16 protein-coding genes are annotated in these 15,913 nt (G+C 65.1%); all 16 read right to left on the bottom strand.

Going from position 1 to position 15,913, the window contains the following annotated elements; genetic code table 11:
- Positions 1-49 precede the first annotated feature (49 nt).
- The gene (locus tag EN949_RS11905) at positions 50-1,270 is read right to left on the bottom strand and encodes an acyl-CoA dehydrogenase (protein ID WP_063167509.1); all 1,221 of its coding nucleotides are present in this window, start codon (positions 1,268-1,270) and stop codon (positions 50-52) included.
- A 29-nt stretch (positions 1,271-1,299) separates the two neighbouring features.
- Positions 1,300-2,088 carry an alpha/beta hydrolase gene (locus tag EN949_RS11910; RefSeq protein ID WP_063167508.1) on the bottom strand — a complete coding sequence of 263 codons (789 nt, stop codon included), beginning with the start codon at positions 2,086-2,088 and terminating at the stop codon, positions 1,300-1,302.
- A 12-nt stretch (positions 2,089-2,100) separates the two neighbouring features.
- Positions 2,101-3,117 (bottom strand): alcohol dehydrogenase catalytic domain-containing protein, encoded by a 1,017-nt coding sequence (locus EN949_RS11915; RefSeq protein WP_063167507.1) that lies wholly within the window; start codon positions 3,115-3,117, stop codon positions 2,101-2,103.
- Positions 3,114-4,160, bottom strand: coding sequence for a branched-chain amino acid ABC transporter permease (locus EN949_RS11920; RefSeq protein WP_063167506.1), 1,047 nt, complete (start codon positions 4,158-4,160; stop codon positions 3,114-3,116). The genes EN949_RS11915 and EN949_RS11920 overlap by 4 nt, the downstream gene beginning before the upstream one ends.
- Complete coding sequence (locus EN949_RS11925) at positions 4,157-5,020, bottom strand: branched-chain amino acid ABC transporter permease (RefSeq protein WP_013533085.1); 864 nt, start codon at positions 5,018-5,020, stop codon at positions 4,157-4,159. The genes EN949_RS11920 and EN949_RS11925 overlap by 4 nt, the downstream gene beginning before the upstream one ends.
- On the bottom strand, positions 5,007-5,735 hold the full coding sequence (locus tag EN949_RS11930) for an ABC transporter ATP-binding protein (protein WP_013533086.1): 729 nt from the start codon (positions 5,733-5,735) through the stop codon (positions 5,007-5,009). The genes EN949_RS11925 and EN949_RS11930 overlap by 14 nt, the downstream gene beginning before the upstream one ends.
- Entirely contained in the window at positions 5,732-6,460 is a 729-nt protein-coding gene (locus EN949_RS11935; RefSeq protein WP_127365426.1) for an ABC transporter ATP-binding protein, read from the bottom strand. The genes EN949_RS11930 and EN949_RS11935 overlap by 4 nt, the downstream gene beginning before the upstream one ends.
- A gap of 25 nt (positions 6,461-6,485) precedes the next feature.
- Complete coding sequence (locus tag EN949_RS11940; RefSeq protein ID WP_127365425.1) at positions 6,486-7,793, bottom strand: ABC transporter substrate-binding protein; 1,308 nt, start codon at positions 7,791-7,793, stop codon at positions 6,486-6,488.
- A 63-nt stretch (positions 7,794-7,856) separates the two neighbouring features.
- Positions 7,857-8,675 (bottom strand): SDR family NAD(P)-dependent oxidoreductase, encoded by an 819-nt coding sequence (locus EN949_RS11945; protein WP_013533089.1) that lies wholly within the window; start codon positions 8,673-8,675, stop codon positions 7,857-7,859.
- Positions 8,675-9,565, bottom strand: a complete 891-nt coding sequence (locus tag EN949_RS11950; RefSeq protein ID WP_013533090.1) for an intradiol ring-cleavage dioxygenase — start codon at positions 9,563-9,565, stop codon at positions 8,675-8,677. The genes EN949_RS11945 and EN949_RS11950 overlap by 1 nt, the downstream gene beginning before the upstream one ends.
- A 10-nt stretch (positions 9,566-9,575) precedes the next feature.
- Entirely contained in the window at positions 9,576-11,330 is a 1,755-nt protein-coding gene (locus tag EN949_RS11955; protein WP_127365424.1) for an FAD-dependent monooxygenase, read from the bottom strand.
- Positions 11,330-12,379 carry a branched-chain amino acid ABC transporter permease gene (locus tag EN949_RS11960; protein WP_127365423.1) on the bottom strand — a complete coding sequence of 350 codons (1,050 nt, stop codon included), beginning with the start codon at positions 12,377-12,379 and terminating at the stop codon, positions 11,330-11,332. Before EN949_RS11960 ends, EN949_RS11955 begins: the two co-directional genes overlap by 1 nt.
- A gap of 10 nt (positions 12,380-12,389) precedes the next feature.
- Positions 12,390-13,253: a branched-chain amino acid ABC transporter permease gene (locus tag EN949_RS11965; protein WP_127365422.1), complete on the bottom strand. Its 864-nt coding sequence runs from the start codon at positions 13,251-13,253 to the stop codon at positions 12,390-12,392.
- Positions 13,254-13,320: 67 nt separating this feature from the next.
- Positions 13,321-14,022: an ABC transporter ATP-binding protein gene (locus tag EN949_RS11970; protein ID WP_127365421.1), complete on the bottom strand. Its 702-nt coding sequence runs from the start codon at positions 14,020-14,022 to the stop codon at positions 13,321-13,323.
- Entirely contained in the window at positions 14,022-14,738 is a 717-nt protein-coding gene (locus EN949_RS11975) for an ABC transporter ATP-binding protein (RefSeq protein WP_063170177.1), read from the bottom strand. Before EN949_RS11975 ends, EN949_RS11970 begins: the two co-directional genes overlap by 1 nt.
- Before the next feature lie 59 nt (positions 14,739-14,797).
- Positions 14,798-15,913, bottom strand: a 1,116-nt coding sequence (locus tag EN949_RS11980) for an ABC transporter substrate-binding protein (RefSeq protein WP_127371694.1), incomplete at its 5' end; no start/stop codon positions are given.

The following is a 15,913-nucleotide window of genomic DNA, read 5'->3' on the forward strand; positions in this document are numbered from 1 at the left end:
TCTGCAGCATGAAATGGGGCCGGATGGGTCCGCCGTCCGGCCCTTGCGACTACTTCTTCTCGATCAGATCGTAGAACTGCCAGGTGCGATCGCTCCACACCCCGCCGATGTCGCGGCCGGCCGAGGTGACGATCGATGGCGCGATCGTGAAATGGTTGGCCGCCACCATCATCTCGCGGAAGGTGCGCTGGATCACACCGGCGCGCAGCGACGCACCGCCGCCCGCGCGGTAGGCGAAGTTGCAGATGTCGACGCCAACCTCGTGAATCTCGGATTTGGCCAGATGGACAAGGCTGATCTGACGCGTCGACATGCTGTTGCCGGCTTCGACCGTCATCTCGATGTCGCGCCAGACTTCGAAGATGAAGGCGCGGGCAGCGCGATAGCGGGCTTCGGCGCGGCCATAGTCGTGCCAGAATTTCTCGCTCTCGCCGATCAACCCGGCGCGGCCTGACTTGCTGCGGGCGAACTTGGCGATCTCGTCCAGCATCCGCCGCCCGGTGCCGAGTGCCCAGCCGGTATGACCGATGGCGGCGAGGCCGACGACACCGAGACTGAAGAACTCCTTCTGGCGCAGCGGCGGTGCGGTCAGGATCGGGAAGACGAGATCGTCGGCGATGAAGACGTCCTCGGCCGCATAGTCGATGCTGCCGGTGCCTCCGAGGCCCAGAACGTCCCAATTGCCGAGCTGCTTGTGCTGGGAGATCGGCGCATGGGCGCACATGATGATCACATTGCCCCTATCGTCCTTGGCGGGCTTGCCGGTGCCGTCGTCGACGAAGGCGGCACTGTGGCTATAGGTGGCGTGGCTGAAGCCGCTGCCATAGCTCCACTTGCCGTTCAGCCGGTAGCCACCGTCGACCTTCTTCAGCATGCCGAGCGGCGCCCCCTGTCCCGAGAAACGGTTGTCGGAGCCCGGCGCGAACAGCCGCTCGACCGCGCTGTCCGGCAGAAAGGCAGCCGACATCGCGCCGATGCAGCAATGCACCATGGAAACCCAGCCGGCCGCCCCGGAGTGCCAGGTGATCGCCGCCAGCAGTTCGAGACCCTCGGTGGGTCGCAACTGCGCACCGCCGAGGCTCTCCGCGGCAAAGATATGCGACATGCGCAGCGGCTTCAGCAGCTCGAACGTGGCCGCAGTCAGTTCGCCATTCTCCTCATCGGCGGTGGCGTTGGCTTCCAGGGCCGGTCCGATCTCCGCGATCTTCCTGAGCAAGTCGCGATAGTCGGTGGTCGTCCCCCACGAGCTGTGCTTGATGGGTTTGTTCATCGTGTTCTCCTCCTCCTTTTCAAATGCGATCAGCCGGCGAAGAAATCGCCGATCTTCCTGAGCGTTTCGGGTTTCTCCTGCATGACGAAATGGCCGGCGTCCTCGACGAGGATCAGGCGTGCGTCGGGCAGCGCCTCGACGAAGAGCGGAGCCTGTCCCGCCGGCAGCATACGGTCCCTGGTGCCCCAGACGACCAGTGTCGGATTGGCGATGCGCGCCAGAAAGCGCCGCAGGTTCGGATGACCCATGCCGAACGGCGCCAGCAGCCGGCCGAGCGTCTCGCCTTCGCGGGCGCGATCGGCGCCGAAGGCCTCGGCAAAGGCGGCGTCGGAACCATCCGGGAAGTAGCGCAGCGCCACCGAGACGTCTTGCGCCAGATAGGCCGGCAACTCCTGCGGCGCGACCGCGCCGAGATCAGTGGCCGGATATGCGGGGTCGTTGAGCCCTGCCGGCGCGATCAGCACCACCTTGTCGAAACGCTCGCGCGCAAGGCCAGCGAGTTCGGTCGCCATCCAGCCGCCCATGGAAAAGCCGATGAGATGAGGCTTCTCCGGCAGACGGAGAACATCGAGCAGATTCAGATAGTGTAAAACCATGTCGGACATCGTAGCGACATGCGGCGCCGGGCCAGAAAAGCCGAAGCCCGGATGGCTCGGGCAGAGCACGCGGAAACGGTCCGCGAGGCCCTCGGCAAAGTCGAAGCCTTCAAGCGTCGAGGCGCCGTGCAGGAACAGCACGGGCTTGCCTCTACCGATGGCCATCACCACCGTTTTCGTGCCATCGATATCGTATTCGAGCGTTTCGAATTGAACGGCCATTTTTCACTCTCCTCAAACAAGGTCCGGCTGGATCAGCACTTTGCATTGCGTGGTGCGGCGGCGAAGGCTCTCGAATATCTGCGGAACCGGCGAGAGGTCGATCCGGTCGGTGACCAGAGTTTGCGGTGCGAAAGGTCCGCCTCGAAGCGCATCGAGGGCGACGCCGAATTCGTTGCGCTGATGGAAGAAGACCGAAAACAGCAGGTTCACTTCCTTCGTCAGCGCAACGAACGGGTCCCACTGGTCTCCGCCAATGCAGAGGCCGACCCCGACCACCGTGCCCTGCAGCCGGACCGCCTCGACCGCCGCGCCGATGAGGCCACGCTTGCCAACGCATTCGAAGACGATGTCGGGCGCTCCGCCGCAGAGATCGGTGAGGTTCTCGCTCAGCTTTTCGCCGGAAAGCGCGAAGCCGGTCGCGCCGAGAGCAAGCGCACGCTCGCGCTGATGGCCGTGGATGTCGGCCACCACGACACGCGATGCCCCCATGCGCCGCGCCCAGAAGGCGACGAGCAGTCCGATCGGCCCGGCACCCAGTATGGCGACCCGATCCCCCGGCTTCATGCCCGAACGGACGATGCAATGCAGGGCGACCGACAGTGGCTCGGCCAACGCACCATCCTCGAGTGCTACATCGTCGGACAGGATGTGACATTGGCGTGCGGCCACGGTCGCGTATTGCGCATAGCCGCCGCCGATCAGCTCCATCTCGTGACAGCGCGCCGGATCGCCGCGCTCGCAGGCCTCGCAGTGTCCGCAACCGCGCATCGGCACGACAGCGACCCGGTCACCGATCCGAAGGCCCTTTGCCTCCGATCCGACCGCGACGATGTCACCGGAGAATTCATGGCCGAGCACAAAGCCTGCCTCGATGCCGAAAGGCACCGGATCCTCGGTGATGTGCAGATCGCTGCCGCAGATGCCGCAAGCGGCGACACGCAAGACGACCTCGTCCGGGGCTGGCGTCGGGTCCGGCACCGTGCCGATCCGCAGTGGGACGCCGACCTTATCGAAGATGGCGGCTTTCATGAAATCCTCCTCGTCAGCGGTTCGGGGTCGACGAGCTTGCGTCGGATCGGGAACCATGGTGCATCCCACCGCTTCGAGATCAGGCCCCAGATGCCCGTCCGGGCGTAGAGCGCCACCAGAAGCGTCATCAGGCCGAGGACGACGAAATAGGTTGCGCCATATTCGCCGAACCAGCGGTCCGCGATGAAGAAGATCAGCGATCCGATCAGAACGCCCTCGATGGACCCGATCCCGCCGACCATGACGATGAAGATCGCGACGTTCGCCCACATCGGATCAAAGGCCGAACCCGGGGTGATGCGCAGCTGCGCCATGAAATAGATCGCGCCCGCGAGGCCGCAGCCGACCGCTGACGCGACATAGATCAGGAAGCGTAGCTTCACGACATTCACGCCCTGGCTGGCAGCCGCAACCGGATTGTCGCGTATGGCGATCAGCGCAAGGCCGAAGCGCGAGCGAAGCAGCCAATAGCTGCCGCCCAGCGTGACGAGCAGCATCCCCGCGCAGAGCAGCGACATAGCGACATTCCGCTCGAAGGCCGAATAGTCCTTCATCACGCGAAGCGACATGCCCGCGCCGGAATTGACGAGCGGCAGGTTCGAGGCGGTCAGCCGGAAGACCTCGGCCACCACCCATGTGCCGATCGAAAAATAGGGGCCATCCAGGCGATGCAGCAGCAGGTAGATCGGCACGGCCAGCGCGGCCGGCACCAGGAGCGACAGGAAGACCGCCACAAACGGATTGATGCCGTAGGTCTGCGCCAGCACGAAAAGCGCATAGCCGGCGGCGCCCATGAAGGCGTGCTGGCCTACGGAGACGAGGCCGGCATAGCCGGCGAGCAGGTTCCACATCTGCGCGACGGCGATATAGCAGCACAGCACCAGAACCGACCGGATCGTGCCGGTCGAAGCCCACCACGGCATGACAGCGACAGCGATCATGGCCAGCACCGCCAGCGTCATCGCGATGCGACCGGACCGGGTCTGGCGCTGGACCACGACCTCGGGCACCTCGGTTGTTGCCACATAGGGAATCGCACTCATGACAATGCCTTTCCGAACAGGCCCTGTGGGCGGGTCGCCAGCACGACCAGGAAGACGATATGTCCGGCAAGCACGCCGAAGCCCGGATCGATGCGGAAGCCGATGGCCTGCGAGATGCCGAGCACCATCGAGCCGACGAAGGCGCCCCATACCGTCCCCATGCCGCCGATGATCACCGCTTCGAACGCGTAGATCAGCTGGGCAGGTCCGTCGGCCGGAGCAACAGTCGACCGCAGCGCCTGGAAGACGGCTGCAAAACCGAGAATGCCGACCGCCGCCGCTGTCGCCATCGCATAGACGGCGCGCGGGTTGATGCCGGTCATCGCCGCCGCCTCGACATCGGCCGACGCGGCGCGGAGCGCGCGACCGAAGCGCGTGCGCTTCAGCGTCAGGTCGAGGCCTCCTGTCAGGCCCGTGGCAACGGCCAGCACGATCAGCGGCAGGAGACCGACATAGATGCCGCCGATCTCGATGGACTGGCTCTCGATCCCATGGCCGGGCAGCGATCGGCTGTTCGCGGACCATATCTGGAGCATCAGGTTCTGCAGCGCGATCGACAGTCCGAAGGTCGCGATCAGCGAGGGCAGCGGATCGCTGCCCACCACGCGGTTCAGCACGGCCTTCTGCAGCACCCAGCCCATCAGCACCGCGAGCGGCACCAGCACGATCAGCACCGGCAGCGGTCCCAGACCCCAAGCCGTGGCGATCGAGATGCCGATCAGCGACAAAAGGATCACCAGATCGCCATGGCTGATGTTGACGATCCGCATGACGCCGAACATCAGCGCCATGCCGAGTGCATACTGGGCATACATGCCGCCCAGCAGGACCCCCTGCACCAAGGCGTCAAACCACTCCATGGCCCGCTCCAAAATAGGCTTTGCCGATCTGCTCGCGCGTGATTTCGGCGGACCTGCCGGTCAGGGTCACGCGGCCCTCCAGCATGCAGTAGAGGCGGTCCGTGGCGGTCCGGGCGAGGCCGACATCCTGCTCGACCACGATCATCGCCGTTCCGGTGGCGCGGATTTCGGGCAAGGCGGCATAGATTTCGCGGATCACCTTGGGCGCGAGACCAAGGCTGATCTCATCGCAGAGCAGCACGCGCGGCTGGCAGAGCAGCGCGCGGCCGATCGCCACCATCTGCTGCTGCCCGCCCGAGAGGCTTTGCACCTGGGTGCGAGCCTTCTCCTTGAGGATCGGGAACAGCTGGTGCAGCCGCGGCAGCGTCCATCCGCCCTTGGCGCCCATGCGCGCGGCCTGGTCGATGGCGACGCGCAGATTGTCCTCGACCGACATGCCGGTGAAGAGGCGGCGGCCCTCCGGCACGATGGCGACGCCCTTCTGCACCATGCGGTCGGTGGCGGTGCCGCCGACCGGCTCACCGTGCAGCAGCACCATCTCGCGCCCGACCGGAAGCAGGCCCATGATCGAACGCAGGAGGGTGGATTTTCCGGCCCCGTTGGCGCCGATCAAGGCCACGGCCTCACCCTGGTGCAGCTCGATGTCGACGCCGTAGAGCGCCTGGAAGTCGCCATAGCGGGCCAACAGCCCGTGGGTGGAAAGAACGGCCGTCATCCCTCGATCCCCATGTAGACGCGCTGGACCTCGGGCAGCGCGATCACGTCGGCGGGCACGCCTTCGGCGATCTTCTCGCCGAAATTCAGCACCAACAGCCGGTCGGCCACCGCCAGCAGCGCGTTCAGCACATGCTCGATCCACACGATGGTGATGCCGCGGTCGCGGATGCGGCGCACCAGCGCCACCAGCGCCTTCGATTCATCGTCGGTCAGCCCGCCCGCGATCTCGTCCAGCAGCAGCAGCTTCGGATCCGACGCCAGCGCGCGCGCCAGCTCCAGCCGCTTGCGGTCGAGCAGAGTGAGAGCGCCGGCCGAGACATTGGCCTTGTCGGAGAGTTCGCACTCGCGCAGGACCTGGGCGCAGAAAGCATAGCTCTGCTTCTCGGACCGGCCGCCGCCGAAAGCGGCGGCGACCAGCAGGTTTTCGAAGGTGGTCATGCCGGAATAGGGGCGCGGGATCTGATAGGTCCGCCCGATCCCCATCTGGCAGCGCCGGAAGGGCGGCTCGCCGCGGAGTGCGGTGTCGCCGAGCTGGATCTCGCCGCCGGACGTCTTCAAGTCGCCGCTGATCATGTTGAACAGCGTCGTTTTGCCCGCCCCATTCGGGCCGAGGATGCCCAGCACCTCGCCCCGATGCACGTCGAAAGTCACGTCATGCAGGACGCGGACAGCGCCGAAGGACTTCGACACCCCGTGCGCTTTCAGCAGGATTTCCCTACCCATGACTCTGCCCGCGTCCCCGCTCATGTCACCAGGCGATCGGCTGAATAGCCTGTTGCGGCGCGAAGAGCTGATTGACCGTGTTGTCGACGATCTTCAGGTCATAAGGCCATTTCTCGCCCTTCACCCACTGGCCGCCGAAGATCGGCGTCTTGCAGATGTTCTTGTGGGGCGAGCCGTCGAACTTGATATGACCGACCAGCGTCTGCAGATCGGTAGCGACCAGGGCGTCTCGGTTGGCTGTACGATCGAGCGGATTGGAAGAGCGCTTCAGGATGTCGAGCGCGACCTCGAGCAAGGCATGCGAATAGCCCAGCGGCTGCGTCCACTGCCGCTTCGAATCGACTTCCCATTGGCTGGCGATGTCGCTGCTGACCTGCCCGGTCAGCGACGACTTGAACGGGAAGGCCGGTGTCCACCAGACCTCCGAGGACATGCCGTTGCCTAGAGGACCCATGGCCTCGACACCCCCCGGGAACAGGAGTGCCGCCGCCACCGTGACCGCCTTCGGCTTGAAGCCCTGCTGGTTGCACTGGGTGACGAAGGTCTTCAGATCGTCCGGATAGGTAATGCCGCCGATGATCTCGCAGCCCTGCTTCTTGAACTCGGCGATCTGTGCGGAAAAATCATTGGTGCGGGGCTGGAAGTAGCCGGGCACCACGACCTCGTAGCCGGCCTTGCGGGTCGGCGCTGGCAAGCCATATTCGTCGTTGCCCCAGGTCTCGCCGTCGATGTTCTGCGGAAACAGCATGCCGACCTTCTTGTTGGTCTCCAGATGGTTCCAGAGTCCGACGAAGGTGTTCAGCGCCTCGTCGAGGCCCCAGAAGAAATGATAGGTCCAGTCGAAGGTCTGCTTGCCGCCGCCGCGCGGCATGATCACCGCTTGCCAGGGAGCGCCGGAGGAAATGCAGGGGGTCTCATAAAGCTCGGCCTGCTCGGCCGCGGGCAGGATCGTGTCGGTGGTCGAGGCCGGTACGAGCAGATGCACCTCGTCGTTCAGGATGAGGTTGCCGGCGATTTCCGATGCCTTGTTCGGATTGGACTGGCTGTCGCGATCGAGGATCTCGATCTCGTAAGTATTGCCGTCGGCACATTGCAGCTGGCCGCCGAGCAGGGCGCGGATTTTCTGCAAGGTGTAGCCATCCGTTTCACCAAACAGGGCGAGCGGCCCGGTCGTGGGGCTGAGATAGCCGAGCTTGATCTTCCCCGCCGTCGCGGCGCGCAGATAGGTCGGCATGCCCAGCGTGCTGGCGGCAACGCCGGCTCCAATCCCCTTCAGGACGCTTCGGCGGCTGGGCCGCAAGCCCGATTTCACCAGTTTGTTGTAGTAGGTCATTGTCGGTTCCTCCCTGGGTTAAGTTTCTCCGGCCCACGGGACCGGTCTCAGTTCAAAGCTTGTTCAGGTCATCCTCAGCAGCGAGCCGCCATCGATGACGATCAGCGAGCCCGTCACGTAGGACGCGGCCGGCGACGCCAGATAGAGCGCCAGGCCCTTGATCTCTTCAGGGTCACCGATCCGGCCGATGAGCGACTGGGCCTCGAAGGCCTTGCGGTCCGCCGGATTGCGCAGCCGGCCGCCGGCGATGTTGGTGATGAACGGCCCGGGCAGGATTGCGTTGATGCGGATGTTGTAGGCGCCGAGCTCCATCGCCATGTGGCGAACGAGATGGTTCACCGCGGCCTTGGCGGGCATGTAGGGTGTACCCACGATGCTCTCGTTGATCAGCGAGGCGATGGACGAGGTGACGATGATCTGGCCGCCGCCATTCGGCTTCATGTGCCGCACGGCATGCTTGATCGTGGTGTAGACCGAGGTCAGGTTTATCTCGATCACCTTGTCCCAGTGCTCGTCGGGCAGGTTCTCGATGGCGCCCTCGGGGTTCCTTTCGCCCGTCGGGGTGTTGAAGCCCGGCCCGGCGTCGATCCCGGCATTGGCGAACACGACGTCGATCGAGCCGGCCTTCTCGGCCACCTTGTCGAAGGCGGCCGCCATGGCCGCACGGTCGCCGACATCGACGACCTGGCCCCAGACATCGCCACCCGCCGCCCTGATCGCCGCCACGGTCTTCTCCAGCCCGGCAGGGTTCAGGTCGAAGATGCAGACCTTCGCCCCGTGCTCGGCCATGATCTCGGAATAGGCCTGCCCGATGCCGCTGGCGCCGCCGGTGACGATCACCGACTTGCCTCTGACATCGAACATCTTCTCAAGTGCGGCCATCAGTTTCCTCCCTTGCGCGACAGCACGAAATCGAACTCTACGTCGTAGAACGGCGCCGCGACCTCGACCCTGGCCGCGGCTTCGGCGTCCTCGACCTTGCGGAATTCGGCGAGCAGGCTTTTCTTCACGCCGAAGACGGCATCTGAATCGATGTACGGATCGTCCGGATCGAAGATGTGCGTGGTCAGCGCGTCGAAGCCCTCGGCCTCGACGATGTAGTGGAGATGCGCCGGACGATTGGGGTGGCGGCCTAGCGCGCCCAGCAGCTTGCCGACCGGACCGTCATCCGGGATCGGGTAGTATTTGGGCTTCACGCCGCGGAACCAGTAACGTCCGTCCGCACCGGTGCGGAACACCCCGCGCAGATTGAAGTCGGGCTGGATGCCCTTCTGCTGCACGTCGTAGAAACCCTCGTCATTGGCCTGCCAGACGTCGATCTTGGCGCCTGCGATCGGGTTACCCTCGGTGTTGAGGATGCGGCCATGCACGAACATCGGCTCGCCCTTCTGGTCGAGGCAGATGTTCGATCCCATTGGCAATTCGGGCGCGTCGGCGACGTGGAAAGGCCCCAGCACCGTGGATTCCGAGGCACCCGACGGCTTGCGGTTGTTGATCGCATCGACCAGCATCGAGACGCCGAGAACATCCGACAGCAGGATGTACTCCTGCCGCCATTCGTTGCAGATCTGGCCCGTCTGCGTCAGGAACATGATCGCGCCGAACCATTCCTCCTGCGTCGGCTCGATCTCCTTCACCGCCTCGTGCAGCTTTCGGGTGATGACCTCCATCACCTCTTTGAGCCGCTCGTCTTTGGCGTTCCTGTTGCGCGCCACGACGACCTCGGCCGAGTTCGCCTCGGTGAAATAGCCGGATTCGTGTTCGTCGATCATGCGATCCTCCTCAGCGCGCCAGAACGGATTTGAAGACCCGGCGCAGTTCGGCCGCCGGATCGGCCGCGAGCGTTTCGGAACGCCAGGCGACGTGGTGGTCGGGACGGACGATCAGGCAGCCGGTGTCGCGGATCTCCCGCGCGCCGGCCCAGTCGCCGGCATGATCCTCGATCGTGCGGCGCGGGCCGATCACATGGCTGCAGATCGGCAGACCGAGCTCCGCGCCCACCGTCTCCGCCGCGGCGACCCACGCCTCGCCGCCAATACCGGTCAAAAGCGTGAACTCGCCATGCCCGCAAAGATCGAGCGTCGAGACCTTCCTGCCCGAGCGCTCGAACACCCAGACATGCGGCAAGCGCGCGCCCGGCCACGTCGTTGGCGCATAGTGCAGCTCGCGATCCTTCTCGAATGCCGGCTCGCGCTGGCCGTCGGTCACCACCGCGCCGGACGCATAGCGCTGGTTCATCTCGACGCCATGGGCGTCGAACTCGTACTTCTTGAAGGCGATAGCCTTGCGGAGCGCCTCGCGCTGCGCTTCGGCCGCGGGCGTCGCGTCGGCGCGGGCCTCCATGTTTCTCTGGATCTTGTCGTGATCGACGCCGCCATCCATGCCGAGCGCCTCGAAGATCGGTCCGAATTCGGCAATGGACTGGTTCGCCCGCGTCACGATCTGGCGCGCGATCGGTGCGCGCTCGGCAGAGTAGCTATCCAGAAGCCCGATGCCCGCCTGCCCCTTGACGACCTTGGCAAGCTTCCAGGCGAGATTGAACCCATCCTGGATCGATGTGTTCGAGCCGAGCCCGTTCGAGGGCGGATGCCGGTGCGCGGCGTCGCCCATGATGAACACCCGCCCCTTCTGCATGTGCGTGGCGAAGCAGTTGTTCACCGTCCAGGTGTTGGCGCCCAGGAGCTCGATCTCGAGCGCGGAATCTCCGACCAATTGACGCGCGACCTCGGTGGCCAGTTCCGGCGTTACCTCCGGCGGCGGCTGGTTGATGTCGTAGCCCCAGACGATCAGCCACTCATCCCACGGCCGCACCATGCGAACCAGACCCATGCCGATGCCGCCGACGTCGGCGCCGGGCTGCATGACCCAGTAGAGGACGCTCGGCCGGTGCGCGACGTATTTCGACAGATCGGCCCTGAACAGGATGTTCATCGAGCCGCCGACGCCCATCTTACCGTCGAGCGGCAGGCCCAGATGCTCGGCCACCAGCGAGTTGCCGCCGTCGGCGCCGACGAGGAACTTCGACCGCACGGTGAAATCCTTACCCGACAGCCGATCGCGGCAGGTCGTGATCACGCCGTCCGCATCCTGGACATGGCCGACATATTCCGTGCTCATGCGTGCCTGCGTCCCGCGGGCGCAGGCCGACTTGAACAGGATCGGCTCCATGAAGGTCTGGGGCAGATCGTTCATGAAACAGGGAGACGACAGCAGATGTTCGGCCTTGGAGAGCGGCGCTGTACCCCAGCTCTTCATGCGGCCGATCTCCTCGCCGGCCAGGCTTTCGCAGAACACGTTCTCGCCCATCAGTTCCTGCGGCGAGGCGTGCATCATGGCCTCTGCCTCGACATCCGGACCGAGGTCGCGCAGCACTTCCATGGTGCGCTGGTTGGTGATGTGGGCACGCGGCGTGTTCGACAACCAGCGATAGCGATTGACGATCATGTTGGCCACGCCGTAGCTCGACAGCAGCGCGGCGGTGGCCGAGCCGGCCGGGCCAGTGCCGACGATCAGCACGTCGGTTTCGATATCCGCCATCAAATTCCTCCCTCGATCTTCGGACCGGTCAGCCTGCGGCGGACCGGAAACAGGTGCAGGCCCTTGCGGGACGCGATCAGGCCCCACAGCCCCTTTGGCGCAAAAAGCATCACGACAACGGCGATGAGGCCGAGCGTCATCAAGTACCAACTGCCGTAGTCGGCCAGCGCCGAGCGCAGCGCAAAGAAGACCAGCACACCGAGGATCGGCCCCTCGATGGTGCCGATGCCGCCAATGACGACAATGAAGATGACGTTGGCGGTCCAGTCGGTAACGGCAAAGGCCGCGCTCGGCGAGATGCGGGCCGTCTGCAGGAAAATCAGCGCGCCGGTCAGCCCGGTGGCAGCCGCGGCGATCAGAAAGACCGCCCATCTGAGCCGGGCGGTATCGACGCCCACCGATTGCGCCGCGTCGACATTGTCGCGCACGGCCGCCAGCGCCAGCCCGAGGCGGCTGCGCAGCAGCCAGTAGATGCCGCCCGTCACGGCCACGACCAGCGCCAAAGCCAGCCAGTAGGCCATGACATCGCGTGCCGCGGCCTCGCGGACGCCGAACAGCGCCCGGACCGCATCGGTGCCCAGGATGCTGCTCGTCGCCTCGCGCGGCAGCGACGTGCCGGTGCCGCCGCCAAGTGCCTTCCACTGCGCAACCAGCAGGCGCGTCACTTCGGCGATCACCCAGGTGCCGATGGCGAAATACGCGCCCTGCAAGCGGAACGCGAAAAAGGCCATCGGAACCGCCAGCACCAGCGCCGCAAGGCCGCCCAGCGGGATCGCCAGGACCGGATTCCAGCCGAGCAGGATCACGCCGGCGAACATCGCGTAGGCGCCGATGCCGACGAAAGCCTGCTGGCCCACCGAGACCAGGCCGCCATAGCCCGCCAGCAGGTTCCAGATCTGCGCCAGCGTCAGCATGGTGAGGATGAAGAACAGATCCTGTATGACACCACGCGAGGCCACGGCAGGCAGCGCGAGCGCGGCGACGAGGAAGAGCGGCACGATGATCGCGGTCACGGTTCCGGCGCGGGTGCGGGTTGTCAGTCGATACATGCCGCCCCCCTCAATCCACTGCGCGCGGAAAAAGTCCGCGCGGCCTGAGCAGCATCACGGCCAGGAAGGCGATATGGCCGGCCAGTATCTGCCATTCCGGATTGAGCGCGGCGCCAAACGTTTGCGCCACGCCGATGATGATCCCGCCGGCAAGCGTTCCCCACAGGCTGCCGAGGCCGCCGATGATCACCGCCTCGAAGGCATAGATCAGCCGCGCCGGTCCGATCGAGGGATCGAAGTTCGCGCGCATGCCGAGATAGAGTGCCGCCAGCGTCACCACGACCATGGCGATCCCGGTGGCGATCGCGAAAATCCGCTTCGGCTCTATCCCCATCAGCCCCGCCGTCACGGCGTCGTCCGAGGTGGCGCGGAAGGCACGGCCGAGGGCGGTGCGGTAAAAGAGCGCGTTGAGCGCAATGATCGTCACGATCGCCGAGGCAAAGGTCATCAACGGCATGATCCCAACCGTGACCAGCCCGAGATCGAGCGATGCCCCTTCCAACGCGCCCACCGGAATGCGGCGGCTGTCGGCGGAGAAGGCCTCGAGCAGGCCGTTCTGCAAGGCGACCGACAGGCCGAACGTGACCAGAAGCGGCGGCAGGATGTCCTTGCCCAGCACGCGGTTCAGGACGGCGGCCTGCAGCAGCCAGCCGAGCCCGAACATCACGGGCATGGCAATCAGGGCAGCGATCCAGGGCGACAAGCCGAGCAGCGTGACGCCCATCAAAACCAGATAGGCGGCAAGAATGATGAGGTCGCCATGGGCTAGGTTCACCAGCCGCATGATGCCGAAGACGAGGCTCAACCCTGCTGCAAACAGGGCATAGAGCCCGCCCAGCAGAATCCCTTGCACGAGGGTGTCCAGCCAGATCATCGCCGCGCCACCTCGATCAGGCCACAAGGGTGCTGTGCGAGCAGACGACCGAGCCTTGGTTCCCGCGTCATGCCGCCACTCCGAAATAGGCAGAGTGGATATCTTCGCGCGTGACCTCGGCCGCCCTGGCGGCCAGCGTGACGCGACCCTCCATCATGCAGTAGACGCGGTCGGCCACTGCCAGCGCCTTGCCGATATCTTGCTCCACCAGCACGATCGCGGCGCCGCCTTGGCGGATCCTGGGAAGTGCTGCGTAGATATCGCGGATAACGACGGGCGCGAGGCCAAGGCTGATCTCGTCGCAAAGCAGCAATTCGGGGTTCGACATCAGCGCCCGGCCGATCGCCACCATCTGCTGCTGGCCACCCGAGAGCGCGGTACCGGGGCTCTTGCGCCGCTCGCCCAAGATCGGGAAAAGGTCATGGACCGCGTCGAGGCTCCACGGCCCCTGCACCTTACGCGCCTGCCCGCCGACCAGCAGGTTTTCCTCGACGGTCAGCGAAGGGAACAGCCGGCGCCCCTCCGGCACCATGGCGATGCCGCGCTTCATGATCTCGGCCGAAGACAGCGCGCCGATCGGCTCGCCCCTGTGCAGCACCATGCCGGGCGCGTTGCCGATCACGCCGGTGATCGAGCGCATCAGCGTGGATTTGCCGGCGCCGTTGGCGCCGATGATCGCCACGCATTCGCCCGCGGCCACGGTGATATCCACACCGAACAGCGCCCGGAACTGGCCGTAATCCGCGGTGAGGCCGCGCGTTTCCAGCATCAGACCTCGAGCCCCAGATAGATTTCGCGAACCGCCTTCGAGGCCATGATCTCATCAGGCGCGCCGATCCCGATCACGCGCCCGAAATCCAGCACGAGGAGCCGCTCGACCACCGAATTCAGGGCATGCAGCACATGCTCGATCCAGATGATGGTGGTCCCCCTCGCGTGGATGGCTCTGATCGTCGCGACCAGGGCCTTGCATTCGCCCTCCGTCAGACCGCCCGCGATCTCGTCCAGAAGCAGAAGTTCGGGGCCTGTCGCCAAGGCGCGGGCGAGTTCCAGGCGCTTGCGGTCGAGAAGGCTCAACGAGCCGGCCACGAAATTGGCTTTCCTGAGAAGCTCCGTCGCCTCGAGGATACCAGCGCAATCCTCGACCATCTCGGCCTCGCGTCCGCCGCGGCCGAAGGCGGCGGCGGTCAAGAGATTTTCGAACACGGTCAGCCCCTCGAAAGGCTGCGGAATCTGGAAGCTGCGGCCGACGCCCATGCGCACCCGCTCCATGGCCGGAGCGCGGGTCACGTCGCGGCCGAGGAATTCGATGCGACCCTCATTTGCAAACAGATTGCCGGTGATCAGGTTGAAGAGCGTCGATTTTCCCGCGCCGTTCGGGCCGATAATGCCCAGCGCTTCGCCGCGCGGCACGCTGACGGTCACGGAATCCGCAACCTTCAGGGCGCCGAAGGACTTCGAAACGTTTTCCAGCCTGAGTATCATCACAGTCATCCTTGGGTCGCGCCGAACGAGGGCGGCGGTATCAGCCGCCCCCGGCAGCGTCAGGCCAGGGCTTCCATCTTGCCAGCGGTGGGAATCTCGGTAGCGCCGGCGTTCTCGACGATCACCAGATCGAACCCGCCACCGGCCTTCTTCCGCCACTGGCCGCCAACGAGCGGCGTCTTGCAGACGTTCTTCGCGGCGAAAGGCGGCAGTCCCGCACCGCTCCATGCCACTTTCCCCACCACCGTCGTCATGTCGGTGGCGGCTATGGCCGCCGCGATCGCCTCGGCATTGGTCGGATCCGAAACGCGCCCCATGACATTGGCCGCCACCTCGAACAGCGAATGGACAAAACCGATCGGCTGCGTCCAGGGACGCCCGGTCTTGGCGGTGAAATCCGCCGCTATTTCCGCCGAGCTCTCGCCCGTCACGGACGATTTGAACGGATGCGAGGCCGACCACCAGACCTCGGATGAGAGGTTGTGGCCAGCATCGCCGAGCGTCTCGACCGATTGCGGAAAGAGGATCGCTTTGGCCACCGTTATCGCCTTGGGCTTGAAGCCCTGCTGGCGGGCCTGGTTCCAGAAGGTGGTGAAGTCCGGCGGAATGACCACACCGGTGACGATCTCGGCATTGGCCGCCTTGAAGGCGTTGACCTGCGCGGTGAAATCGTCCGACAGGTTCTGATAGCGGCCGGGATCGGCAAGGCTGAAACCGGCGGCATCGAGGCCCGGCTTCAAGCCGTTCTTCGGATCACCCCAGGCATTGCCGTCGGCATCGTTGGGGAACAGCCCGCCCACCTTGCCGTTGGTGGAAAGCTGCTTCCACATACCGGTGTAGACGGCGATGATGTCTTCGAGACCCCAGAAATAATGATAGGCAAAGTTGAAAGGCTTCCACGAGGACGGATCGGCCGGATTGCCCTGCTGGCCGATGAACCAGGGCTGCCACGGCGCCATCGTCGAGATCACCGGCACGCCCTCCGCCTCGCAGGTGGTGGCCACCGGATTGGTGTTCTCGGGCGTCGAGCCGACGAGCATCAGGTTGATCTCGTCATCGACGATCAGGCTCTTGGCCACCTCGGCCGCGCGATTGGGGTTCGACTGGCTGTCCTTGACGATGACCTCGAAGTTCTTGCCCGCCTCGGAAGCGAGGAAGGCCTTGATGTTGTAGTC

Source organism: Mesorhizobium sp. M7A.F.Ca.US.007.01.2.1, from assembly GCF_003998165.1.
GTDB classification, from domain to species: Bacteria; Pseudomonadota; Alphaproteobacteria; order Rhizobiales; family Rhizobiaceae; genus Mesorhizobium; species Mesorhizobium ciceri.